The organism is Porphyrobacter sp. THAI-01a (assembly GCF_056868655.1).
In genome coordinates, this window is record NZ_CP180579.1 from 3,330,480 (window position 1) to 3,352,408 (window position 21,929).

Sequence of the window (21,929 nt, forward strand, 5' to 3'; positions counted from 1 at the left end):
AGAACGTCGCATCACATGGTTAATTTAGCGTTAGGTGCTTTTCCCTCAGATCAGTCCGGCGAGCGGGCTGGACGGATCGGCATACATCCGCCGCGCCATGCGCCCGGCGAGATAGGCCTCGCGCCCCGCCTCGACCGCGAGCTTCATCGCCCGGGCCATGCGGATCGGGTCCTTCGCTTCGGCGATCGCGGTGTTCATCAGGATGCCGTCGCAGCCCAGTTCCATGCCGACCGCCGCGTCGGACGCCGTGCCCACGCCCGCATCGACCAGCACCGGCACCTTCGCGCCCTCGACGATCAGGCGGATCGTCACGCGGTTCTGGATGCCGAGGCCCGAGCCGATCGGCGCGCCCAGCGGCATGATCGCGACCGCGCCCGCATCCTCCAGCTGCTTCGCCGCGATCGGATCGTCGGCGCAGTAGACCATCGGGAGGAAGCCTTCCTTGGCCAGCACCTCGGTCGCCTTCAGCGTCTCGCGCATGTCGGGATAGAGCGTGCGCGCCTCGCCCAGCACCTCGAGCTTGACGAGGTCCCAGCCCCCCGCCTCGCGCGCCAGCCTGAGGGTGCGCACGGCTTCCTCGCCGGTGAAGCAGCCGGCGGTGTTCGGGAGGTAGGTGATCTTTCTGGGGTCGATGAAATCGGTCAGCATCGGCGCCTTGGGATCGGAGACGTTCACGCGCCGCACCGCAACGGTGACGATCTCCGCGCCCGAAGCCGCAACGGCGGCGGCGTTCTGCTCGAAGCTCTTGTACTTGCCCGTGCCGACGATCAGGCGGCTGCGGAAGGTGCGGCCCGCGACGGTCCAGGTGTCCTCGCCCGCATGGTCGCCCCCGCCCACAAAGTGCACGATCTCCAGCCTGTCGCCCTCGGCCAGCGGCGCCTCGGCCAGCGTCGAACGGGGCACGATTTCCCCGTTGCGCTCGACCGCGACCTTCTCGGGCGCCAATTCCAGCTCGCGCACCAGATCGGCGATGGTGGCGGCCGCCGAGCGGTGGGGGGCGCCGTTCAGGGTGATGCTCTTGGTCATGCGCGGTGACATAGGCCCTCGCAAGCGGCGTGCAACCACGAGTTTGAGGGGGAGCGCCTCAGTGCGCCGCGCGCAGGTTCAGAAGGTGCCCGACACCGACCAGCGCCACCCCGATGAGGGTGAGCAGGAACTCGTTGGTGCCGTGGGGCATGAGCAGCGCGGCGCCCATCAGCAGCAGACCGGCGAACGCCAGCACGAAGGGCCGCTTGCGGCCGTGGCGCAGCAGGCCCCAGCCGATCGCCACCGCCGCCACCCCGAAGGCCAGCCCGAGGCCGATGCGGTGGATGTTCTCATCGAACAGGAAATGCCCACCGAACCCGAGTGCGGAGATCAGCAGCAGCGTCGCCAGACAGTGCAGCGCGCACAGCCCCGCAAGCGCGATCCCGAGCGTATCGAGTCGGCGGCGCAGCGAGCTCCGACTCGCGGGGGGCAGGGCATCGGGGGTCATGTCGCCTCCGCACATATGTAATGTTGTTACATAGTGCAAGGCACACTTGCGCCAATGGCACGGCGGTTTGCGGCAAACGGACTTGCGCAGCGGGCGGCGGAGGGACAAAGAGCGGGCCGTCATGGCCACCTCCGCCTCCGTGTCGAACCTGTTCCGGCCCGCGCCCGGCAGCCGCACCCGGCCGCTGGCGATCGCGCGCTGGCTCGAAGTCGTGGCGGGGCTGGTGGTGCTGATCGTCCTCGTCGGCGGGATCACCCGGCTGACCGAGAGCGGGCTTTCGATCACCGAGTGGAACGTCGTCAGCGGCATCCTCCCCCCGCTTACGGAAGCGGCATGGGAGGCAGAGTTCGCCAAATACCGCCTCACCGCCGAATACCGCATCGAGAGCGGCCCGGCGGGCATGGACCTTGCCGCCTTCAAGTTCATCTTCTTCTGGGAGTGGTTCCACCGCATCCTCGGGCGGCTGATCGGGCTGGCCTTCCTGCTGCCGCTGATCGTCTTCGCGGTGCGCCGCGCGATTCCCGCCGGTTACGGCTGGCGGCTGGCGGCGATGTTCGCGCTGATCTGCGGGCAGGGGGCGCTCGGGTGGTACATGGTGTCCTCGGGCGTCGGCGAGACCGATCTCACCGACGTGAGCCATTTCCGCCTCGCGGCCCACCTGCTGACGGCGCTGTTCCTGCTGGCGGGCCTTGTCTGGACCGCGCGCGATCTCAGGCTGCTCGCCCGCAACCCCGCCGCGCGGCCCGCGCCGCTGACGGCGGGTGCGGCGCTGGCGGGCGGGGTGCTGTTCGTCCAGCTGCTGCTGGGCGCCTGGGTCGCGGGGCTCAATGCGGGCCATGCCGCCTATGACTGGCCGCTGATGAACGGGCGGCTGGTGCCGCAGGTGGACTGGTCGGGCGGGGTACTGTGGACGCTGACGCACGACCCCTTCCTGATCCAGTTCATGCACCGCTGGTGGGCCTGGGTCGCGGTCGCGGCGCTGGTGTGGCTGGCGCGGCGCGTGCGCAAGGCCGACCGCTTCGCCAGCCTTGCGGTGCATTCGGCCTTCGGCACGATGGTGCTGCTCGGCATCGCCACGGTGATGAGCGAGGTCTCCCTCTGGGTCGCTGCCGCGCACCAGCTGGTCGGCGCGCTGACCGTCGCGGCGACGGTGTGGGCGATGCATTCGGACGGCCTCGCGCGCAGGGCTGCGGCATGACCGCCGCGCTGGTGTGGTGCCCTTTCCCCGACGCGGAGAGCGCCCGCGCCGCCGCCGACGCGCTGCTCGACGAAAGCCTGATCGCCTGCGCCAACATCCTGCCTGCCATCGAGAGCCGCTTCGTCTGGGAGGGCGCCCGCGCCACCGGCAGCGAGGTCGGTGTGCTGTTCAAGACCACCGCCGAACGGCTCGATGACGTCGTCGAGCGTCTCGGCGAGCTGCACCCCTACGATACACCGGCGATCATCGGCTGGCGCGCCGACGCCGCGCATCCGGCGACGCTGGCATGGCTGGCGGGGAGCGTTCCGGGGTAGCGGTATTATTTTACCGTATCGCAGAACGGCGCTTTTGCTTGACTTTCACACCCCCTGACGACATTTGCGCCCCACTTCGCTCCCCCGGCCACGGCCAGGGCGGGTGATTCTTCCGGACATTCTCCGCGAAGCACAGTTTCGAACCAAGGACACATGCCATGAAGGCGCTCAGCAAGCAGACCCGGTCGATCAAACCGGCCGAGGTCGAAAAGAACTGGCACATCATCGACGCCGACGGCCTCGTCGTCGGCCGCCTCGCCGCGATCGTCGCCAACATCCTGCGCGGCAAGCACAAGCCGAGCTACACCCCGCACGTCGACTGCGGCGATCACGTTATCGTCATCAACGTCGAGAAGGTGAAGTTCACCGGCAACAAGATGGGCGACAAGGTCTATTACAAGCACACCGGCCACCCCGGCGGCATCAAGGAAACCACCCCGGCCAAGGTGCTGGGCGGGCGTTTCCCCGAGCGCGTGCTCGAGAAGGCTGTCGAGCGCATGATCCCGCGCGGCCCCCTCGGCCGCCAGCAGATGAAGGCGCTGCACCTCTATGCCGGCACCGAGCATCCGCACAACGGCCAGCAGCCGCAGGTGCTCGACGTCGCTTCCATGAACCGCAAGAACAAGGTGGCCGCATAATGGCTGACGAAACCACGACCGTCTCGGATCTCGCCGATCTCAAGGACATCGCCGCCGGCGTGCCCCAGGGCGACGCTGCCGAAATCGCCCGTGTCGCCGCCCCGCTGCGCGAACGCGAGATCGATGCCCAGGGCCGCGCCTACGCCACCGGCCGCCGCAAGGACGCGGTCGCCCGCGTGTGGGTCAAGCCCGGCACCGGCAAGATCACCATCAACGGCCGCGATCAGGAAACCTATTTCGCGCGTCCGACCCTGCGTCTGGTGATCAACCAGCCCTTCACCGTCACCGACCGCACCGGCCAGTACGATGTCGTCGCCACCGTGCGCGGCGGCGGCCTGTCGGGTCAGGCGGGCGCCGTGAAGCACGGCATCGCACAGGCGCTCAGCAAGTATGAGCCCGAACTGCGCAGCGCGGTGAAGGCCGAAGGCTTCCTCACCCGTGACAGCCGCGTGGTCGAGCGCAAGAAGTACGGCAAGGCCAAGGCCCGCCGCAGCTTCCAGTTCTCGAAGCGCTAAGCACTCTCCGGTTTCGGTACCCGGAAACATCGAGGGCGGCCCCCGCAAGGGAGCCGCCCTTCTTGTTGGGCAACGCCGCAGGAGCTCAGCGTTGCAGCAGCAGCATTCCGAAGGACAGGCCGGTGCCCGAGAAGAACACGGGCCACGACCAGTAGAACCGGACATCGGCCACATCGACAAGATGGATCGCCAGCGGCCCCGCGCTGGTCCCCTGCGAGCCGATCACCAGCGCGATGGCGGCGGAAAGGATCGCGCCGAACGTCAGGGCCTTGATCAAGTCCATTGCCATGTCCCCATGAGGGTCGGCCGCCTTGCCGGCGGCGAGCGGTTGAGCGGGGCAGGGCAGGGAAGGCCCGCTGTGCCGCGCCTTTCCGGGTCCGCGCCCCGCGGGTGATTTCACCAACAAAACCTTAATCCGGACGATAGAGGAAAGGTTAAGCACCGCCCCCGTCAGGTTACCGGGAGCGCGCCTGTCCCGGCCAGGCGCAGCGCGGTTTCGATCGACCCGCCGGGCGCGCAGTCGATCACCCGCCAGCTCGCCGGAGCCTCGTGCCTGAGCCGGGTCGAGAGCGTCCCCGTGCCGATCATCCGCATCGCGTGTCCGCCGCTGGTGCGCAGCTGGTCGAAGGGGACATGCACATGGCCCGAGATCACCGCATCGGCCCCCGCCGCCGCGATCTGCGCGAAGGCGGCATCGCCGCCGATGGTGGGATTGCCGGGCTTGCCCTCGTCACCGAGCAGCGGGTGGTGCGCGATGACGATGATCGTGCGCGGATCGCCGGCTTCCTTCAGCGCCGCAATCGCATCCACGGTCTGGCGCAGCGCGACCGGCTTCACCACGCCGTCAGACCACGGAAAGCGCGTCTGCGCCCGCACCGTCGTGCGCAGCGGGACCAGCACGACATCGGGCGATTCGAACCCGCCGCTCACCGCCGCGCGCAGGGCCTCGAAGCGGCGGAACGGATCGGTGAAACGCTCCCACGGGTTGTAATAGGGCATGTCGTGATTGCCCGGTTCGAGCACCACCGGCACCCCGAGGGAGGCGAACCATTCGCGCGCGGCGGCATATTCGGAATGCTTCGCGCGCTGGGTCAGGTCGCCGGTGCAGACGATCGCATCGGGGCGCTCGGCGGCGATCGCCGCGACCACGCTGTCGAGCGCGGCGCGGTCCTCGACGCCGAAGTGGACATCGCTGATGTGGAACAGGCGGGTCGGCATGGAGCCCCTATACCCGCCCGGTCAGGATAAGCCACGCCGCAGCGCCGTTGACGAAGGTGTAGACCCCGTAGGCCCAGGCATAGCCCGGCCACCCTTGCGTGGAGAGCAGCAGCGCGAAGAACAGCACCGCGAACTCGCTGATCAGGGCGGCGCGGCGGCCGAGCGTCTGGCTTGCGCTCGGCAGGCGGGCGAACATCGGGTGTCCGCGCTCGAACACCGCTCGGTTGATGGCGAAGTTAGCGATTCCCAGCAGGAAGATGATCGCGGTGGCGAGACCCATGAGCGCAGTATGGCGCTGCGCCGGTCGATTGGAAACCGCCATTTGTCGCCCCTTTCGCGCCATTGGTCCTGAAGCCCCCCCACCGGTCGAAGCGCAGCCGCGGGTTGATCGAAGGCCGGATGCGGGGGCCTGGGCAGGGGCGTATCAGGGGTTTCAGCAGGGCGCTTGGCTCCCCCCCGGATCGGACCCCCGCCGATCTCAAGACCCTGCGAGATGGAGGATAACGTGATGAAAACCCTTGCGAAGAATGTCACCCTCGGGCTGGCCGCGCTCGGCCTGGCAGGCACCGCCGTCAGCCCCGCCTTTGCCGGCGAGGTCCAGCGCATGACGATTGCGGTCCCGACCGAGGACCTCAACCTCGGCACCGCCGCCGGCCAGCGCACGCTCGACAACCGTATCGCCAAGGCGGTGCGCACGGTGTGCCGGACGACCAGCCTCGCCACCGGCTCCCGCGTCATGACGCAGGATGCGAAGGCGTGCCTCGCCAAGGCGCGCTCCGACGCCGCGCGGCAGGTCGCCACCCTGATCTCGAACGAGCAACGCGGCGGCTGAACCGCGCGCTTCTTTCCTGCGCCAACCTCGCGGCGCAGGCGTTACGGCCCGAACCCTTCCAGTCCCTGGGGTTCGGGCCGTTTTTTGCGTGGGGTTCGACCACACCCCATCCGCACTCCTCATCTCCAAAGCTATGCAGCTATGCACTTATTGCGAGTCATTCGCAATTAAGGCTGGGTCAAGGTTGGGCTTGGCAGACCGACTGCACCTTCGATCGTGTTCCCCGACCGGTCGAAGACATTCAAAAAGCAGAGGAAACGGAGAGATGAAGAAACCCCTTGCGACACTCATCCTCGCTGCCGGATTGTCGGCGATGGCCGCCATGCCGGCCCAGGCCGAGACGGGCCGGGTCAAGCGGATCGCGGTCAGTTCGGCGTCCGTGACGACGGCCGATCTCGACCTCGGCACGCCCGAAGGCGAACGCAAGATGCGCGCGCGCGTGGCCAAGGCCGTGCGGGAGGTCTGCCGCGCCAGCGAGACAGAGACCGGTCACCGCGGCATGACCCGCGATGCCCGCGCCTGTCTCGCCAAGGCCCGTGCCAGCGCCGACCGGCAGGTCGCCGCCTTGCTGAGCGACGCGCAGCGCGGCGGCTAAGGTCGCGCGCGCATCCTCGCGCCGGCAACCCCGCGCCGGCGCAGGTGCCTCGGCCCGAACCCCACCGGTTGCCCGGGGTTCGGGCCTTTTTGCTGTGCCGCGCTGGCGGCTGCGCCAGCGCCGGTGGCACGGAGGGAAATTTACCGTCCTGCCATCGCCTTGACGCGGGCGAGGTAGGTACGACCGATGCGCAGGGCCTCGCCGTTCACCAGCTCCGCCGACCACACGCCGAGGCCGTCGTGGCGCAGACCGCGGATGTGGTCGCGGCGCAGGATCGTCGAGCGGTGGATGCGGATGAACTGTTCAGGATCGAGCCGTTCCTCCAGCCCCGCGATGGTCTGGAGCAGGAGGTAGGAGCGCCCGCTGTCGGCCCCGCCGACATGGAGGCGCACATAGTCGCGCTCGGCATCGATCTGGTGGACCTCGCTCACCGCGATGCGCAGCAGCTCCGAGCGATGCGGGACCCACAATTCGTCGAGATACCGGCTCGCCTTGTTGCGGCGCTGGCCACGGCGGGCCACGGCGCGCTCGATAGCGCGCTCCAGCCGGTCGGCGGAGACGGGCTTCAGCACGTAATCGACCGCTTCCAGATCGAAGGCCTCGACCGCGAAGTGGTCATGCGCGGTGACGAAGATCACCACCGGGGACTGCGGCTGTTCGGCGAAGTGGCGCGCCACGCCGAGGCCGTCGAGTTCGGGCATGGTCATGTCGAGCAGCACCAGATCGGGCTGGAGCTTTTCGGCGAGGCGCAGCGCGGCGGCGCCGTCGCTGGCGGTGCCGACCACGCGCACGGCGGGGATCTCGGCGCAGATCACCTGCACACGCTCGACCGCGAGCGGTTCGTCGTCGACGATCAGGGTGCGCAGTTCGGAGGTTTCGGTGTGCGTGTCAGTCATGGCGGCTCGTCTGCTGGCTCAGGGGTCGCGACAAGGGGATGCGGATCTCGGTGCAATAGCCCCCCGGAACGGGGGCAGAGGAAAAGCCGATGTCGGGGCCGAAGCGCGCCTCCAGCCGGTCGCGGACATTGGCGAGGCCGATGCCGAAGCCGTGGGTTGTGCCCTGCGGGACGCCCGGACCATCGTCACCGACGGTGATCACCAGCCTATCGAATTCCTCGCGCGCCGCCAACGTGATCGTCACGGGGCGCGAGACGGGGGAGACGGCATATTTGACCGAATTCTCGACCAGCGGCTGCAGGATCATCCCCGGCACGCGCGCCTCCTCGAGGTCGGCCGGCAGGTCGAAGACGCAGACCAGCCGCGTGGGAAAGCGCACCGCCTCGATATCGAGATAGAGCTTCTGGAGGTCGAACTCGTCGCGCAAGCTGACGTCGGCGGTCGGCTCGGTGGCGAGCGAGTGGCGGTAGAAGCGGCTGATCGTCTGGATCATCTTCTCGGCGGTCGCGGCCTTGCCCGTCATCACCAGCGCCGAAAGCGAATTCAGGGTGTTGAACAGGAAATGCGGGTTCACCTGATAGCGCAGCGAGCGCAGCTCGGCGGCCTTGGCGGCGGAGCGGAACTGTTCCTCGCGCCGCTGCGCCGCGCGCGCTTGCACCCCGGCGAGCAGGGCGAAATAGGTCGAGGCCCAGGCGAGCAGCAGGAAGTAGCGTCCGAGCGCGATGTCGAGCAGCTTGCGCCAGAAATCGGAATAGGTCTCGGCCTCCTCGATCAGCACGCTCTGCGAATCGACCACCTCGCCGTCGGCAGGTGCCTGCGCTCCGGCACCCGGCTGGGCGGGCGCAGGGCGGCGCACCGGCACGTCGATCAGCAGGTTGCCGCTCTCGTCTCGCCGCAGGTTGAGGTTGTAACGCTCGGCGTAGGCCTGGCGCTGGGCGAACTCGGTTTCCTTGAAGACGAGGTAATTGACCTGCCCGATGGCCAGCGCAATCGGCATGGCGAGCGCGATCGCGGCGGAAATCTTGAGCCACAGCGGGCGGTTGTCGAACAGGCGCAGCAGCAGCCAGAGCACCAGCGTCAGCAGCACGCCGATCGCCGTCACCAGCAGGCGCCGCCAGCCGAGCTCGAACTGCATGCCCAGATCCATCACCAGGCTGCGCACCGTGGTGAGGACGTAATAGGTCGCCCACAGCACCACCATCGAGAACAGCACGGTGCGGAATGACACGGTGGCGGCAGGCTCGCCGAGGGCGTCTTCGCTTGTCAGGGTTGTCGTCATTATGCCGGCAAGCGATAACGCCCCGCCGCGGCAATGGCTACCGGGCGGGGCGCATGTCGTCGGGCGGTAACGGGTCTTGGTCGAATGCTGAACGGATATTCAGGCTCGACCAACGGCACTTAATCCCGCGGGCGGATCATGTCCGAGGGCACGACCCAGGCCGCGAACTGCTCCTCGGTGAGCAGGCCCAGTTCGAGTGCGGCAGCCTTGAGCGTGGTGCCCTCCGCATGGGCCTTCTTGGCGATCTTCGCCGCATTGTCGTAGCCGATGTGGGGGTTCAGTGCCGTCACCAGCATCAGGCTCTCGTTGAGAAGCTGGGTGATGCGGGTGGTGTTGGCCTCGATCCCGACGACGCAATTGTCGGTGAAAGCGTGGGAGGCATCGCCGATCAGCTTCATCGACTGCAGCACGTTGTAGATGATCACCGGCTTGAACACGTTCAGTTCGAGATGCCCGTGCGATCCGGCGACGGTCACCGCCATGTGGTTGCCCATCACCTGCGCGCAGACCATGGTCATCGCCTCGCACTGGGTCGGGTTGACTTTGCCCGGCATGATCGAGGAGCCCGGCTCGTTGGCGGGCAGCGACAATTCGCCGAGGCCGCTACGAGGGCCGGAGCCGAGCAGGCGGATGTCGTTGGCGATCTTCATCAGGCTGACGGCGAGCACGTTCAGCGCGCCCGAAATCTCCACCATCGCATCATGCGCGGCGAGCGCCTCGAACTTGTTGGGTGCGGTCACGAAGGCATGGCCGGTCTCGGCGGCGACTTCCGCCGCGAAGGCGACATCGAACCCGACCTTGGCGTTGATCCCCGTACCCACGGCGGTTCCGCCCTGTGCCAGTTCGAGCACGCGGGGCAGCGCGGCCTCGACGCGCTTGATCCCGTAGGCGACCTGCGCGGCATAGCCCGAGAACTCCTGCCCCAGCGTCATCGGGGTCGCGTCCTGCAGGTGGGTGCGGCCGATCTTGACGATGTCGGCGAACTCCTTCGCCTTCGCATCCAGCGCGCCGTGGAGCTTCTTCAGGGCAGGCAGCAGGTTGTCGAGCGCCTCGACCGCCGCGGCGATGTGCATCGCGGTCGGGAAGGTGTCGTTCGACGACTGGCCCATGTTGCAGTGGTCGTTGGGGTGGACGGGCGACTTGCCGCCCTTCTTGCCGGTGAGGATCTCGTTCGCGCGGCTCGCGATCACCTCGTTGGCGTTCATGTTCGACTGGGTGCCGCTCCCGGTCTGCCACACCACCAGCGGGAACTGGTCGGCGAGCGTCCCGTCGATCACCTCGCGCGCGGCCTTGACGATCGCCTCGCCGATCCCGGCATCGAGCACGCCCAACTTCATGTTGGCCTTCGCCGCCGAAAGCTTCTGCACGCCCAGCGCGCGGACCAGCGCCGGAGGCATCTTCTCCCCGCCGATCGGGAAGTTGACGATGCTGCGCTGCGTCTGCGCGCCCCAGTGGACATGGGCGGGAACCGCCACCTCGCCCAGCGAATCGGTCTCGATCCGCACGTCACCGCCATTCGTCGCCATGTCACTCATCGAAGCCATCCCTCTCTAAGTCGAATTCAGCCCCACAGGGTTTGGCGCTCCCCTAAGCACCGGCGCGCGGTTTGGTCAAAGGCGTAAAATCGCGGCGGCTCCGGTCGCGCACACTCGCCCAAAGGCCTTGGAACCGGTGCCCCACGCGTTTAAGGAGAGGGTTGACGGACTGTATTGCGTTCCTAATACAGTATCACCAAGAGAACATGACCACCATGACGACGACCCTTCCCGACACCCATGTCGCCCGCCGCGCGATGATCGACAGCCAGCTGCGCACCAGCGGCGTCAACGAGGAATATGTGCTGGCCCGCATGCTCGCCGTCCCGCGCGAGGACTTCCTGCCCGCCGACAAGGCCGCGCTGGCCTATATCGACCGCGCCGTGTCGCTCGGCGCCCAGGGCCACCTCGCCGCGCCGCTGTTCTACGGCAAGCTGCTGGCCGAGGCCGCCCCGTCCCCGGATTCGCGGGTTCTCGTGGTGAGCGGCGGCACCGGCTATCTCGCCGCCCTGCTGCGCCCGCTCGTCGCCGAACTGACCGAGATCGACGCCGCCGAGGCCGTTGCCGGCACCGGGTCGGGCTCCTATTCGCTGATCGTGATCGACGGGGCGATCGAACGTCTGCCCGACAACCTCGCCGCACAGCTTGCCGAGGGCGGCGACATCGTCACCGGTCTGCTCCTGCGCCAGGTCACCCGCCTCGCGAGCGGTCGCAAGATCGCCGGAACGGTCAATCTCCAGCCGGTCGAGGATCTCGGCATCCCCGTGCTCCACGCCTTCGACGCGCCGAAGGGCTGGACCTTCGCGTGATCTTCAACACCGCCTCGCTGCGGCTGGCCGGCACGGCGAGCCTGCTCGCGCTGCTGGCGCCGGCCGCGCCCGCCGCGGCCGACAACCTGCGCGAGGCGCTCGTGGGTGCCTACAACACCAACCCCACGCTCGAGGCCGCGCGCGCCAACCAGCGCGCCACGGACGAGAACGTGCCGATCCAGCGCGCGCAGGGCCTTCCCTCGCTCGCGGTGCAGGCCACCCATATCGAGTTCATCCAGCAATCGGCCAACGCCTTCACCGCGCCAGAGCGTAACCTCGGCGTCAACGTGCAGATGCTGGTGCCGGTCTACTCGGGCGGTGCGGTGCGCAACGCCATCGCCGCCGCCAAGGAGCGGGTCGAGGCGGGGCAGGCCGACCTGCGCAACACCGAAAGCACGCTCTTCGCCAACGTGGTCGCGGCCTACATGGACGTGCTGCGCACCGAGGCGCTGGTGGCGCTCGCGACCAACAACGTCGCGGTGCTGCGCACCAATCTCGAGGCGACCAGCGACCGCTTCCAGATCGGCGACCTGACCATCACTGATGTCGCCCAGTCGCGCTCGCGCCTCGCGGTGGCGGAGGGCGACCTTCAGACGGCACAGGCGAACCTCATCGCCGCGCGCGAGACCTATATCCGCCTCGTCGGCCAGGCCCCGGGCGAGCTCGACGCGCCGCCGCCGCTCCCCGGGCTTCCGGCGACCGTGGGCGAGGCGATCGTCAGCGCGCTGGAGAACAACCCCAACCTCGATGCCGCCAAGCAGCGCGCCGAGGCCGCCGGGTTCGACACCAAGGCCGCAGGCGCCGGACGGCTGCCGACCGTGGGCGTCTTCGTCAACGGCGACTACAGCGACTTCTTCGGCACGCTCGGCGGCCCGATCTCGGCCAATTTCGCCCAGAGCGAAAAGACCGCCAATGCCGGCGTGCGCGTCACGATTCCGCTGTTCCAGGGCGGCCTTCCCGCTGCCCGCCAGCGCCAGGCCGGCGCGCGCGAGAGCGCCGCGCTCGAGGACGTGATCGCCGCCGAACGCCAGATCATCGCCGAGACCCGTTCGACCTGGTCGAACTGGCAGGCCGCCAATGCCGTGATCAAGAGCGCGCAGGCGGCGGTCGAAGCTGCCGAGCTCAGCCTCGAGGGGCTGCGGGCCGAGAACTCGATCGGCAACCGCCAGGTGCTCGACGTGCTCAATGGCGAGCAGGAACTGCTCAACGCCCGCGCCCAGCTGGTGACCGCGCGGCGCAATGCCTATGTCGCCGGCTTCAACCTGCTGGCGCTGATGGGCCGGGCCGAAGCGCGCGATCTCAATCTCGACACCGGCGGGCCGCTCTACGATCCGCAGGTCAATGCCGACCGGGTCAGCAGCAAGATGTGGGACTGGGACCGCGATCCCGAACCCGAACCGAAATCGACCCGAACCGTTGACATTCCCCCCGCCGACGCAATGATCGGCCCGCAATTGCTCCCCGGCGAGTGAATCCGGTCCCGATTCGGGACGAGGCCGGGGTAGAGGGTACGAGGCAGGTTATGGCGCAGGACGGCGAAGCTTCGGTCGAGGAAATCCTCGAATCGATCAAGAAGGTGATCGCGCGCGACAACCGCGCCGGCGCGCTCGAAGCGCGGCGCCGGCGGATGCTCGTGTCGGAGGACGACAACGCCCCGCCCGCCCCGCTCGCCCGCACCCACAAGGTCCGCGACGAGGAAGAGGTGCTCGACCTCGCCGATCTCGAAGTGGCCGAGGAACCCTCTGCCGTGCCGCTCGCCGCCGCCGATGAAACCCCGCTGATCGCCGCGCAGGTGCGCGATGCGATGCAGGAGAACCTCGCCGCGCTCGCGATGCTGGCCGAACCGCCCGCGCGTCCGCAGATCGTGCGCCAGGGCGAAACCTCGCTCGAGGGCCTGACCCGCGAGCTGCTGCGCCCGATGCTGGCCGAATGGCTGGAGGCGAACCTGCCGGCGATGGTCGAAAACCTCGTGCAGGCCGAAATCGCGCGGATCGTCGGCAAGCGCCGCTAAGGTCTGGCAATGGCGGGACGGGGGGAGTAATCCCGCCGTCATGCGCATTCTTCCCGTTTCCGGCGCCGTGATCGCCGCCGCCCTGCTCGCCGCCGCACCGCTGTCGGCGCAAGCCCCTTCCGCCATTCCCGGCGTGACCGCCGCGCCGATGAGCGCCGAGGATCTCGTCACCCTGCCCCGCCTCGGTGCGCCCGCGGTCAATGCCGAGGGGACGCTGGCGGTCTATTCCGTGACCGTCACCGACGCGGAGACGCTGAAGCGCAGCCCGGCCCATTACCTGATCGACCTCGCCAGGCCCGGCGCGGCGCCGGTGCCGCTCGCGATCGCGATCCGTGCTTCGGGCCTTGCCTTCGGCGCCGACGGGGCGCTCTATTTCCTCAGCAGCGAGCACCCTGACGGCGCGGGCGCGGAGGCGCGCGGGCGGGTGTGGCGCGTCACGCTCGGCAAGGACGGCGCCGCCGGTGCACCGCAACTGGTCGCCGGTTTCCCCCATGCCGACATAGCCGGGTTCAAACTCGCGTCGACCGGCGATGCCATCGCCGTGTGGGGCGAAGTCCCGCGCGAATGCCGGACCTTCGGCTGCGCCGATGCCACGGCACGCTATCTCCCCGGCCCCGGCAGCGGCCGGCTCTATGACGGTTCGGACGGCTTCGTGCGCCACTGGGACCGCTGGGCCACCCCGGGGCTCCACAACCGCATCTTCGTTTTCGGCCTCGCGGACGGCAGAGTGGTGGGCGACGGCGTGCCGGTCGACGGCGATGACCCCGCCACCGGCCTCGTAGCCGACACCCCGACGATGCCTTTCGGCGGCGGCGAGGAGATCGCCTTCTCGCCCGATGCCGAGCAGCTCTACTTCACCGCGCGCAAGGCCGACGGCGCGGAGCCGGGATCCACGAATCTCGACATCTATGTCTCGGACCTGCTCGGCGCACCCCCGCGCAATCTGACGGCCGACAACACCGCGACCGACACCACCCCGGCAATCTCGCCCGATGGCCGCTATCTCGCCTGGCTGGCGATGGACCGGCCGACCTACGAAGCCGACCGGCTCTCGATCCGTTTGATAGACTTCCATACCGGCGAAACCCGCAACCTGACGAAGGACACCGACCTCTCCTTCGCCAGCCTCGCCTGGGCGCCCGACGGCAAGCACCTGATCGCCACGGCGCAGAAGGTGCTCGACACCCCCGCCTTCCGCATCGACATCGCCACGGGCAAGGTCACCGAACTCAATCTGATGGCGGGGAACGAGGCGCATATCGCCAATCTCGTGCCGCTGCCGAAGGGCGGGGCGCTGTTCACCCGCGATTCGCTCGGCGCGCCGGCGGAGCTGTTCCTGTCGGACGGCATGGGGCAGGCCCGCCCGCTCACCGATGTCGCCACCACCCGCATGGGGCAGATGGCCAACATCGTCACCCGCCGCTTCAGCTTCACCGGCGCGAACGGGGACACGGTGTGGGGCCAGATCACCCGCCTTGCCGACCAGACCGGGCCGATCCCGGCGATCCTCTACATTCACGGCGGGCCGCAGGGGAGCTTCAACGACGCCTGGTCGAACCGCTGGAACCCGCGCGTCACCGCCAGCCAGGGCTATGCCGTGATCTCGGTCGATTTCCACGGCAGCACCGGATACGGGCAGGCCTTCACCGACGCGATCAACAAGGACTGGGGCGGGGGGCCGCTGGAGGATCTCCAGAAGGGCCTCGAGGCCGCATTGAAGCTCGACACCCAGATCGACGGCAGCCGCGCCTGCGCGATGGGGGCGAGCTACGGCGGCTACATGGTCAACTGGATCGCCGGCAACTGGCCCGAGCGCTTCAAGTGTATCGTCCAGCACGACGGCATCTTCGACATGCGCTCGATGTATTATTCGACCGAGGAACTGTGGTTCCCGCGCTGGGATTTCGGCGGCTCCTACGAAGAGGCGCGCGATACCTACGAGAAGTGGAACCCGGCGAACCACGTCGCCAAGTGGAAGACGCCGATGCTGGTCGTCACTGGCCAGCAGGATTTCCGCGTGCCCTACACGCAGGGGCTGATGAGCTTCACCGCCCTTCAGGAGCGCGGCATCCCGTCGCAATTGCTGGTCTTCCCCGACGAAAACCACTGGGTGCTGGGCGCGAAGAACTCGCTGCAGTGGCACCAGACGGTGTTCGCCTGGCTCGATCGCTGGCTGAAGCGGGACGGCGGAAATTGAGCCGGCAGGAACTCGAATCCGCGCGCCATTCGCTCGGCAAGCATTTCGGCGATCCGGCGCAGGGCACCGCGATCACCCGCCACATCATGCTCTGCGCCCTCTCGGAAAAGCAGAAGTGCTGTTCGAGGAAGGAGGGCGAGGAGGCGTGGAGCTACCTCAAGGGGCGGCTCAAGGAACTGGGGCTGGTCGGCCCGCAGCGCGGCGCGGAGAGCAAGCGCGGACCCGGCGGCGGGGTGCAGCGCACCAAGGCCGATTGTCTCCAGATCTGCGCCGCAGGGCCGGTCGCGGTCGTGTGGCCTGACGGGATTTGGTACCACTCGTGCAGCCCGAAGGTGCTCGAACGGATCATCCAGGAACACCTGATCGGGGGGGTGCCGGTGGAGGATTACCGGCTCATGCCGAAGGACTAGTCCTCCTTCGGGCTCCAGAACTCGTCGCGGCCCGGCATCTGGTTGTCGACGGATTCGTCGTGGCCGGTGCCGTTTGAGAGGAACACCAGCCCCATCAGCCCGCCACCGAGCAGCATCGTCAGGCTGATGCCCAGCGCCACCGCGATGTAGAAGTGGACCGAGATCGCCCCGTTGAAGGCGAACAGCAGGCCCATCGCGATGCCCACGGTCAGCACCGTCGCGGCGAGCAGCCATTTCATGATCTGGCGATAGCGCGCCCAGGCATGGGCGGCGTTCACGGGATCCTCGAGCGGGGATTTGCGGGTCATGCCTCCCGACATGGCGCGCGCGTGGCCGCATTGCAACGCGCGAAAGCCGCAAGGGACGCTGCGTGCGGCGCACGCCGCCGCCGAAACGCATGTTGCGACGGGCAGATTCGCCTTTCCGCCGCAAACGTGTCACCTCCACAAGTGGAGAGTGAGGGAGTCGTCATGAACATTGCCCAGATCATCGCCCGCCGCGCCGCATCCGACATCATCGCCTGCGATTGCCACACCCCGGTATCCGAGGTCGTAGAGACCCTCGCCACCCGCCGCATCGGCGCCCTGCCGGTGATGCGCGATGGCCGCGTGGTCGGGATCGTCTCCGAACGCGACGTGATCTACCGCCTCGCGGACCGGGGCAGGGAATGCCTCGATGTGCCGGTGGAGGAGATCATGACCTCGCCCGCGGTGACGGTCGAACCCTCGACCACCATCGACGAGGCGCTGGGCATGATGACACGCCGCCGTTTCCGCCACTTCCCGGTGGTCGACAATGGCGCGCTGGTCGCCTTCATCTCGATCGGCGATCTCGTGAAGCACAAGATGGACGAGGTGCAGCACGAGGCCGAGGCGCTGCGCAACTACATCCAGGCGGTGTGACCCTTGAGTCGGGGCGGCGCGCACCCTAGATTGCAGGCATGAGCGCCGAACCCCTGATCCTCACCCCTGCCGCCGCCAGGCGGGTCGCCCTGATCGCGCAGAAGCAGTCGCGCCCCGCGATCCTGCGCCTTGCGGTCGAGGGCGGGGGCTGTTCGGGCTTCCAGTACAAGTTCGACCTCGCCGAGGGGCCGGAAGCCGACGACAGCGTCTCGGAGACCGACGGAGTGAGGCTGGTGGTCGATCCGGTCAGCCTCGATCTCATCGCCGGGAGCACGGTGGATTTCGTGGAATCGCTGGGCGGCGCGGCCTTCAAGGTCGAAAATCCGCAGGCCGCCGCAGGCTGCGGCTGCGGGGCGAGCTTCGGGATCTAACGCGAACCTCCGTTCGCCCTGAGCTTGTCGAAGGGCCGTCCTTTCTTCTAGCGTTGGCCCGAAGAAGAAGGGCAGGGCTTCGACAAGCTCAGCCCGAACGGAAAAAAGATGAAAATCGCCACCTACAACATCAACGGCATCAAGGCGCGCCTGCCGCGCCTTCTCGAGTGGCTCGAGGAAACCCGCCCGGCGGTCGCCTGCCTGCAGGAGATCAAGTCGCAGGACGAAGGCTTCCCCGCGGCCGAGATCGAGGCGCTGGGCTATGCGGTCCTCACCCACGGGCAGAAGGCCTTCAACGGGGTCGCGATCCTGGCCGATAGCCGCGCGGGCCACACGCTGACCGAGCTGCAGCGCGGGCTCGGCATTCCCGGCCCCAACGAGGGAGACGAGGAGCAGGCGCGTTATCTGGAGGCGGATGTATCGGGCATCCGCATCGCCTGTCTCTACCTGCCCAACGGCAACCCCCATCCGGGGCCGAAGTTCACCTACAAGCTCGCGTGGATGGCGCGGCTGCGGGAACGGATGGCGGAGATTTGGGCGGCGGAGATTCCGGCGGTGGTGCTCGGGGATTTCAACGTCATCCCGCATGACGACGATGTGTGGTCGGTGAAGGCGATGGCAAGCGACGCGCTGATGCAGCCCGAAAGCCGCGCCTCCTATGCGCGGCTGCTGGCGGACGGGTGGGTCGATGCGATCCGCACCCACAACCCGCGCGGAGGGGTGTGGACCTACTGGGACTATCAGGCGGGCGCGTGGCAGCGCGATCACGGCTTCAGGATCGACCACATCCTGCTCTCGCCCGAATGCGCCGACCGGCTCGAGGCCTGCGGCATCGACAAGAGCTATCGCGGCCGCGAGAAGGCGAGCGACCACACGCCGGTCTGGGTGCGCCTGAAGGCTTGATCCTCGCCGAGTCTCGCCCTTGCGGGCGATCGGCTGCGGGCGCCCGTTCGGGCTTGCGGCGCTACGCGCCGTACCCCGCCCTCAAGTAGCGACGCGGTAGGGCAACAAAGGCGCCGCGAGGATTATCTGTAAAAGATATGCGTGTCGATCTGCGCCAGCCGCGTCTTGGTGCGGCTCCAGCCCGGCTTCACGTAGCGGGCGTGGAAGAACACGGCACCTTCCGCCCCGGACTCCCACAGACCCCGGTGCGCGATCTGCGCGACCGCGACGGCGCGCTCCCATGCGGGCGAGCCTTCGCGCACGGCCGGCATCCGGCTTCCGCGCATGAAGGAGAACTGACCCGGCTGGGCGACGACCCCGCAATAGGAGCGCGGGAAGCGGCCATCCTCGGTGCGGTTGATGATGACCTGCGCCACCGCCAGCTGGCCCGCCAGCGGCTCACCGCGCGCCTCGAAATAGACCGCACCCGCGAGACAGCGCATCTCGCTGTCCATCGGCGCGTCGGTGTCGATCATGCCGACCAGCTCGTGGAGCGATCCGGCTTCGGTGAGGACAGGGGTCTCGGCGGGCGCTTCGGAGGGCAGCGGCTGCACCACTTCCTCGGAGACGAAGATGACCGGCTCGGGGACCAGTTCGAGGGCCTCTGCGGGAGCGACAGGCACTCCGGTGGCGGCCTCGGCGAGGGCGGCGGCATTGCGGCCGCCCGGGAACAACGTGGTTGCGACAGCCACAGCGGCGATCGCGACGAAGGTGGTGGTCTTGCGACGCATCAATACTACAAATCGGGCGGTGAGCGCGCACAGGCGCAGGCGGGAACCTGATCCGGACCGTTACGGGATAGGGGGGTTCGAAGAAGCCTGCCGGCCGCTCCCCGTCTGCGTGCTGGTCGATACGGCCGGATTGCCGTCCTGCCAGCCTGCGCGAGGAATTGGAGCGGGCCTCTGGCGGCACCTGCCGTTTACGTCAACGCAATTCGTCGAGCCCTGCGACGAACCGTTCCGCATCCGCGATATCAACCTCGATCAGCCACATATCGCTGTCCTGATGGCGGCGGCGGGCCAGATATTCGGGGAATTCCTGCGGGTTATCAGGGTTCTCCCGCTTCGCAGCAAGAAACTTGCGCGATCCGTCGAGCTGCGGCATCCTTTCGTAAAGCACCGCGCCCGCACCGCGATAGAGGGTTACCAGGAGGATTGTCCCCGCATCCCGCTCGCCCTTGGCAAGCACCGTGGCGAAGCCGCCCTGCGCCTCGGCGAGGCGGAGAATCGCGCTTGCCTCGAGGTGCGCGGGCAGGCGGTCCTGCATCCGCTAGAGCCCCGAAGGGCCCGCCGCGGCATACCCGGGCAGGCTGGAGAGCGCGATGCGGCTGCGCATGAAGGTGCCGGTGCCGCGCCCGATCTCCTCGCCCTCCTCGTCCACCAGCCGCGCCTCGGCGACGAAGACGCGGCGGCGCCCGCTGACCCAGCGCCCCTCGGCGGTCACCTGCCCGGCGCGAACCGGCTTGGTGAAGTGAAGGTTGAAGCTGGTGGTCAGAAGGAAGCGGTCGGTCGCCAGCGTGTTGGCGGCATAGAAGGCCGCATCGTCGAGCATCTTGAAATAGATCGTCCCGTGCGCCGCGCCGGCGGCGTGGTAATCCTCGGGTGTGACGGTGAAGGTCAGCCGCGAGCGGCCCTCGCACGGGATGTGCAGCGCGCTCGCGAACTTGGTGTTGACCGGCGCCGAGGCATAGAGCCGCTCCAGAGCCCGGTAATGCTGCTCGGCACCGCTTGCCGGAGGAAGTCCGTCACCGTGGGCCATCGTCACGCGTCGGAAGGATCAGGCTGCGTCGCGCAGGAACTGGTTGGTCAGCAGCGCATAGGCCGCCTCGGTATCGGGCGCGTCGGCGAGCATCTGGAGCATCGTCTCGTCACGCGTCAGGCGCGAGATCGCGGCGAGGGCGTGGAGGTGCGTCGCCCCGGCGTTCTCGGGCGAGACCAGCCCGCACACCAGCGTCACGGGCCGCGCATCGGCGGCGGCGAAATCGATCGGCGTCTCGAGCCGGATCAGCGCCATCGAGGGGCGGCGGATGTCCTTCGAGCGGCAGTGCGGAATCGCCACCCCGCGCCCGAAGCCCGTGCTCCCCAGCGCTTCGCGCGCCTCGAGATTCTCGAGCACCTCGTTCTCGTCCAGCCCGTAGGCGTGGGCGAGCAGCTGCGCCGTGCGCGCCAGCACCTTCGGCTTCGAATCGAGCCGGGCGAAGGCGATGGCCTGAGGTGAAAGAGCGAGGTTGACGTCCATTGTCCCAACAATCCCGGAAGAAAACGCGCCCCCCATCGGCACGGTGGCGAAAGTCCGGACCGGTCGCGCCCCCGAAAGGCACCGCCGGGCCGGGGCGGAGCCCCTCCTGCTGCCGCCGCCTGGGCCTTTGCGAAGAGGGGCCTTGCCGTAACGGCAGGCGGCTCTTCAAGCCCTATCTCGGCTCGACCCAACCGATCGAGCCATCGGCGCGCCTGTAGACCATATTATGCCGTCCGGTGCCAGCGTTTTTGAAAAACAGGGCGCCGGTGTTCCTGAGGTCGAGCATCATCACCGCGTCGGCGACGCTGGCGGTGGGGATGTCGACGCGGGTCTCGGCGATCACCAGCGGGGCATCGGCGACGACTTCCTCCTCCTCGTCCTCCTCGACGGCGAAGATGGTGTAGGCGGCCTCCTCCTCGCCGCGGGCGTGATCGGCCTGCTCGTGGCGGTCGGTCAGGCGGCGCTTGTAGCGGCGGAGCTGCTTCTCGATCTTGCCGACCGCGTCGTCGAAGGCGACGTGCGCATCATGCGCGGTCCCCTGCGCCTTGAGGATCAGGCCCTGCATCACGTGGGTGACGATGTCGCAGGTGAAGGCCCCCGCGGGCGCCTTGCCGAAGGTCACCTGGCTGGAAAGCGCGCGGTCGAAATACTTGTCGACGATCGCGCCGAGCCGCTCGCTCGCATGTTCCTGCAAGGCGGCGCCGGTGTCCATCTGGTGGCCGGAAATCCGAATATCCATGAAGCGTGTTCCTCCCGTCGGTGATGAGGATCCCAGTGGTGGTGTGACGGTGCGATCGTTGCGCTTGAGCGGACTTCAGCTGGCCCAGATCGCATCCGTGATCCCGGCAATGAATGCACGGTGTCGTTCCAGCTCCTCCGGGCTGGCAACATGGGGGCGGGGTTCGCGCCGGGGCCGGTCCGTGGACGGACGGTACCAGGGCACGTTGGTGACGCTTGTCGCGACATGGGCGGGGGCGGCGTCCCCGGGGGCGAGGCCGAGGCCGATCTGCCGCCCGCCGGTCAGCTCGACATAGACCTGCGCGAGCAGTTCGGCATCGAGCAGCGCGCCGTGCTTGACGCGGTGGCTCCGGTCGATCCCGTAGCGGGTGCACAGCGCATCGAGGCTGAGCTTGGCGCCGGGGTGCTTCCTGCGGGCGATGGCGACGGTGTCGACCATCCGCTCCATGCCGATGGCCGCGCGGCCCGCCAGTTCCAGCTCGTTGTTGAGAAAGCCGAAGTCGAACCCGGCATTGTGCGCCACCAGCGGGGCATCGCCGAGGAATTCCAGCAGTTCGTCCGCCAGTTCGGCAAAGCGCGGTTTGGTGGCGAGGAACGCGGCGCTGAGGCCGTGGACCCGCTCGGCTTCCACCGGCATGTCGCGATCAGGGTTGAAATAGGCGTGGAAGGTGCGGCCGGTCTCGACCCGGTCGATCATCTCGATGCAGCCGATTTCCACCATGCGGTCCCCGGTCTTGGGGTCGAGCCCGGTGGTTTCGGTGTCGAAGATGACCTCACGCATTTGCAGGACTATCCTCCCATCCCGGGCGACATGCAA

At 68.2% G+C, this 21,929-nt stretch carries 29 protein-coding genes; 14 read left to right on the forward strand and 15 right to left on the reverse strand.

Features of this window, described 5'->3' with window-relative positions; all coding sequences use genetic code 11:
• Window positions 1–45: 45 nt before the first annotated feature.
• Window positions 46–1,026 (reverse strand): sulfur carrier protein ThiS, encoded by a 981-nt coding sequence (gene thiS, locus ACMX37_RS16140; protein WP_483146896.1) that lies wholly within the window; start codon window positions 1,024–1,026, stop codon window positions 46–48.
• Window positions 1,027–1,084: 58 nt separating this feature from the next.
• Window positions 1,085–1,474, reverse strand: a complete 390-nt coding sequence (locus tag ACMX37_RS16145) for a MerC domain-containing protein (protein ID WP_483146897.1) — start codon at window positions 1,472–1,474, stop codon at window positions 1,085–1,087.
• Window positions 1,475–1,595: 121 nt separating this feature from the next.
• Between ACMX37_RS16145 and ACMX37_RS16150 the strand changes: the two genes are divergently transcribed.
• The 4 genes from ACMX37_RS16150 (at window position 1,596) to rpsI (ending at window position 4,139) form a co-directional block, all read left to right on the forward strand.
• Window positions 1,596–2,672, forward strand: coding sequence for a COX15/CtaA family protein (locus ACMX37_RS16150; protein WP_483146898.1), 1,077 nt, complete (start codon window positions 1,596–1,598; stop codon window positions 2,670–2,672).
• Window positions 2,669–2,986, forward strand: a complete 318-nt coding sequence (gene cutA / locus ACMX37_RS16155) for a divalent-cation tolerance protein CutA (RefSeq protein WP_483146899.1) — start codon at window positions 2,669–2,671, stop codon at window positions 2,984–2,986. The genes ACMX37_RS16150 and cutA overlap by 4 nt, the downstream gene beginning before the upstream one ends.
• Before the next feature lie 158 nt (window positions 2,987–3,144).
• Window positions 3,145–3,624: a 50S ribosomal protein L13 gene (gene rplM / locus ACMX37_RS16160; RefSeq protein WP_088912897.1), complete on the forward strand. Its 480-nt coding sequence runs from the start codon at window positions 3,145–3,147 to the stop codon at window positions 3,622–3,624.
• A complete protein-coding gene (gene rpsI, locus ACMX37_RS16165) occupies window positions 3,624–4,139 on the forward strand; it encodes a 30S ribosomal protein S9 (RefSeq protein ID WP_483146900.1) in 516 nt (171 codons plus the stop codon). The genes rplM and rpsI overlap by 1 nt, the downstream gene beginning before the upstream one ends.
• An 85-nt stretch (window positions 4,140–4,224) precedes the next feature.
• On the opposite strand, the gene ACMX37_RS16170 is transcribed toward rpsI, so the two are convergent.
• The 3 genes from ACMX37_RS16170 to ACMX37_RS16180 form a co-directional block, all read right to left on the reverse strand.
• Window positions 4,225–4,422: a hypothetical protein gene (locus ACMX37_RS16170; RefSeq protein ID WP_483146901.1), complete on the reverse strand. Its 198-nt coding sequence runs from the start codon at window positions 4,420–4,422 to the stop codon at window positions 4,225–4,227.
• A 167-nt stretch (window positions 4,423–4,589) separates the two neighbouring features.
• Entirely contained in the window at window positions 4,590–5,357 is a 768-nt protein-coding gene (locus ACMX37_RS16175; RefSeq protein WP_483146902.1) for a metallophosphoesterase family protein, read from the reverse strand.
• A gap of 7 nt (window positions 5,358–5,364) precedes the next feature.
• Window positions 5,365–5,637 carry a hypothetical protein gene (locus ACMX37_RS16180; protein WP_483146903.1) on the reverse strand — a complete coding sequence of 91 codons (273 nt, stop codon included), beginning with the start codon at window positions 5,635–5,637 and terminating at the stop codon, window positions 5,365–5,367.
• Window positions 5,638–5,865: 228 nt separating this feature from the next.
• On the opposite strand from ACMX37_RS16180, the gene ACMX37_RS16185 reads away from it, so the two are divergent.
• Both ACMX37_RS16185 and ACMX37_RS16190 read left to right on the forward strand, forming a co-directional pair.
• A complete protein-coding gene (locus ACMX37_RS16185) occupies window positions 5,866–6,189 on the forward strand; it encodes a UrcA family protein (RefSeq protein ID WP_483146904.1) in 324 nt (107 codons plus the stop codon).
• A 265-nt stretch (window positions 6,190–6,454) separates the two neighbouring features.
• On the forward strand, window positions 6,455–6,784 hold the full coding sequence (locus ACMX37_RS16190; RefSeq protein ID WP_483146905.1) for a UrcA family protein: 330 nt from the start codon (window positions 6,455–6,457) through the stop codon (window positions 6,782–6,784).
• Window positions 6,785–6,924: 140 nt separating this feature from the next.
• Here the strand turns inward: ACMX37_RS16190 and ACMX37_RS16195 are convergent, their stop codons facing one another.
• The 3 genes from ACMX37_RS16195 to fumC all read right to left on the reverse strand — a co-directional run bounded on the left by ACMX37_RS16195 (window position 6,925) and on the right by fumC (window position 10,485).
• Complete coding sequence (locus tag ACMX37_RS16195) at window positions 6,925–7,680, reverse strand: LytR/AlgR family response regulator transcription factor (RefSeq protein ID WP_483146906.1); 756 nt, start codon at window positions 7,678–7,680, stop codon at window positions 6,925–6,927.
• Window positions 7,673–8,959 (reverse strand): sensor histidine kinase, encoded by a 1,287-nt coding sequence (locus ACMX37_RS16200; RefSeq protein WP_483146907.1) that lies wholly within the window; start codon window positions 8,957–8,959, stop codon window positions 7,673–7,675. Before ACMX37_RS16200 ends, ACMX37_RS16195 begins: the two co-directional genes overlap by 8 nt.
• Window positions 8,960–9,078: 119 nt before the next feature.
• Window positions 9,079–10,485, reverse strand: coding sequence for a class II fumarate hydratase (gene fumC, locus ACMX37_RS16205; RefSeq protein WP_483148429.1), 1,407 nt, complete (start codon window positions 10,483–10,485; stop codon window positions 9,079–9,081).
• Window positions 10,486–10,709: 224 nt separating this feature from the next.
• On the opposite strand from fumC, the gene ACMX37_RS16210 reads away from it, so the two are divergent.
• From ACMX37_RS16210 to ACMX37_RS16230, 5 genes are read left to right on the forward strand one after another with little or no spacing between them, the layout of a single operon-like run.
• A complete protein-coding gene (locus ACMX37_RS16210; protein ID WP_483146908.1) occupies window positions 10,710–11,303 on the forward strand; it encodes a protein-L-isoaspartate O-methyltransferase family protein in 594 nt (197 codons plus the stop codon).
• On the forward strand, window positions 11,303–12,775 hold the full coding sequence (locus tag ACMX37_RS16215; RefSeq protein WP_483148430.1) for a TolC family outer membrane protein: 1,473 nt from the start codon (window positions 11,303–11,305) through the stop codon (window positions 12,773–12,775). The genes ACMX37_RS16210 and ACMX37_RS16215 overlap by 1 nt, the downstream gene beginning before the upstream one ends.
• Before the next feature lie 50 nt (window positions 12,776–12,825).
• Window positions 12,826–13,314, forward strand: coding sequence for a DUF2497 domain-containing protein (locus ACMX37_RS16220; RefSeq protein WP_483146909.1), 489 nt, complete (start codon window positions 12,826–12,828; stop codon window positions 13,312–13,314).
• A 40-nt stretch (window positions 13,315–13,354) separates the two neighbouring features.
• Window positions 13,355–15,511, forward strand: coding sequence for a S9 family peptidase (locus tag ACMX37_RS16225; RefSeq protein ID WP_483146910.1), 2,157 nt, complete (start codon window positions 13,355–13,357; stop codon window positions 15,509–15,511).
• Window positions 15,508–15,921 (forward strand): (2Fe-2S) ferredoxin domain-containing protein, encoded by a 414-nt coding sequence (locus ACMX37_RS16230; RefSeq protein WP_483146911.1) that lies wholly within the window; start codon window positions 15,508–15,510, stop codon window positions 15,919–15,921. The genes ACMX37_RS16225 and ACMX37_RS16230 overlap by 4 nt, the downstream gene beginning before the upstream one ends.
• On the opposite strand, the gene ACMX37_RS16235 is transcribed toward ACMX37_RS16230, so the two are convergent.
• Window positions 15,918–16,229 carry a hypothetical protein gene (locus ACMX37_RS16235; RefSeq protein ID WP_088912885.1) on the reverse strand — a complete coding sequence of 104 codons (312 nt, stop codon included), beginning with the start codon at window positions 16,227–16,229 and terminating at the stop codon, window positions 15,918–15,920. The two genes, ACMX37_RS16230 and ACMX37_RS16235, sit on opposite strands and share 4 nt — an antisense overlap.
• Before the next feature lie 162 nt (window positions 16,230–16,391).
• On the opposite strand from ACMX37_RS16235, the gene ACMX37_RS16240 reads away from it, so the two are divergent.
• The 3 genes from ACMX37_RS16240 (at window position 16,392) to xth (ending at window position 18,097) form a co-directional block, all read left to right on the forward strand.
• On the forward strand, window positions 16,392–16,823 hold the full coding sequence (locus tag ACMX37_RS16240; protein WP_483146912.1) for a CBS domain-containing protein: 432 nt from the start codon (window positions 16,392–16,394) through the stop codon (window positions 16,821–16,823).
• A gap of 38 nt (window positions 16,824–16,861) precedes the next feature.
• Window positions 16,862–17,194, forward strand: coding sequence for a HesB/IscA family protein (locus ACMX37_RS16245; RefSeq protein ID WP_483146913.1), 333 nt, complete (start codon window positions 16,862–16,864; stop codon window positions 17,192–17,194).
• 108 nt (window positions 17,195–17,302) lie between these two features.
• Window positions 17,303–18,097 (forward strand): exodeoxyribonuclease III, encoded by a 795-nt coding sequence (gene xth, locus ACMX37_RS16250; RefSeq protein WP_483146914.1) that lies wholly within the window; start codon window positions 17,303–17,305, stop codon window positions 18,095–18,097.
• A gap of 122 nt (window positions 18,098–18,219) precedes the next feature.
• Here xth and ACMX37_RS16255 read toward each other — a convergent pair whose 3' ends face one another.
• The 6 genes from ACMX37_RS16255 to dnaQ all read right to left on the reverse strand — a co-directional run bounded on the left by ACMX37_RS16255 (window position 18,220) and on the right by dnaQ (window position 21,893).
• The gene (locus ACMX37_RS16255; RefSeq protein WP_483146915.1) at window positions 18,220–18,867 is read right to left on the reverse strand and encodes a cell wall hydrolase; all 648 of its coding nucleotides are present in this window, start codon (window positions 18,865–18,867) and stop codon (window positions 18,220–18,222) included.
• 193 nt (window positions 18,868–19,060) lie between these two features.
• Complete coding sequence (locus ACMX37_RS16260) at window positions 19,061–19,402, reverse strand: DUF1491 family protein (RefSeq protein ID WP_483146916.1); 342 nt, start codon at window positions 19,400–19,402, stop codon at window positions 19,061–19,063.
• Between the two features lie 3 nt (window positions 19,403–19,405).
• A complete protein-coding gene (locus tag ACMX37_RS16265) occupies window positions 19,406–19,894 on the reverse strand; it encodes a PaaI family thioesterase (RefSeq protein WP_483146917.1) in 489 nt (162 codons plus the stop codon).
• 18 nt (window positions 19,895–19,912) lie between these two features.
• Window positions 19,913–20,374 (reverse strand): PTS sugar transporter subunit IIA, encoded by a 462-nt coding sequence (locus ACMX37_RS16270; protein ID WP_483146918.1) that lies wholly within the window; start codon window positions 20,372–20,374, stop codon window positions 19,913–19,915.
• Window positions 20,375–20,546: 172 nt separating this feature from the next.
• Window positions 20,547–21,113, reverse strand: coding sequence for a ribosome hibernation-promoting factor, HPF/YfiA family (hpf, locus tag ACMX37_RS16275; RefSeq protein ID WP_483146919.1), 567 nt, complete (start codon window positions 21,111–21,113; stop codon window positions 20,547–20,549).
• 75 nt (window positions 21,114–21,188) lie between these two features.
• On the reverse strand, window positions 21,189–21,893 hold the full coding sequence (gene dnaQ, locus ACMX37_RS16280) for a DNA polymerase III subunit epsilon (RefSeq protein ID WP_483146920.1): 705 nt from the start codon (window positions 21,891–21,893) through the stop codon (window positions 21,189–21,191).
• Window positions 21,894–21,929: the final 36 nt, after the last annotated feature.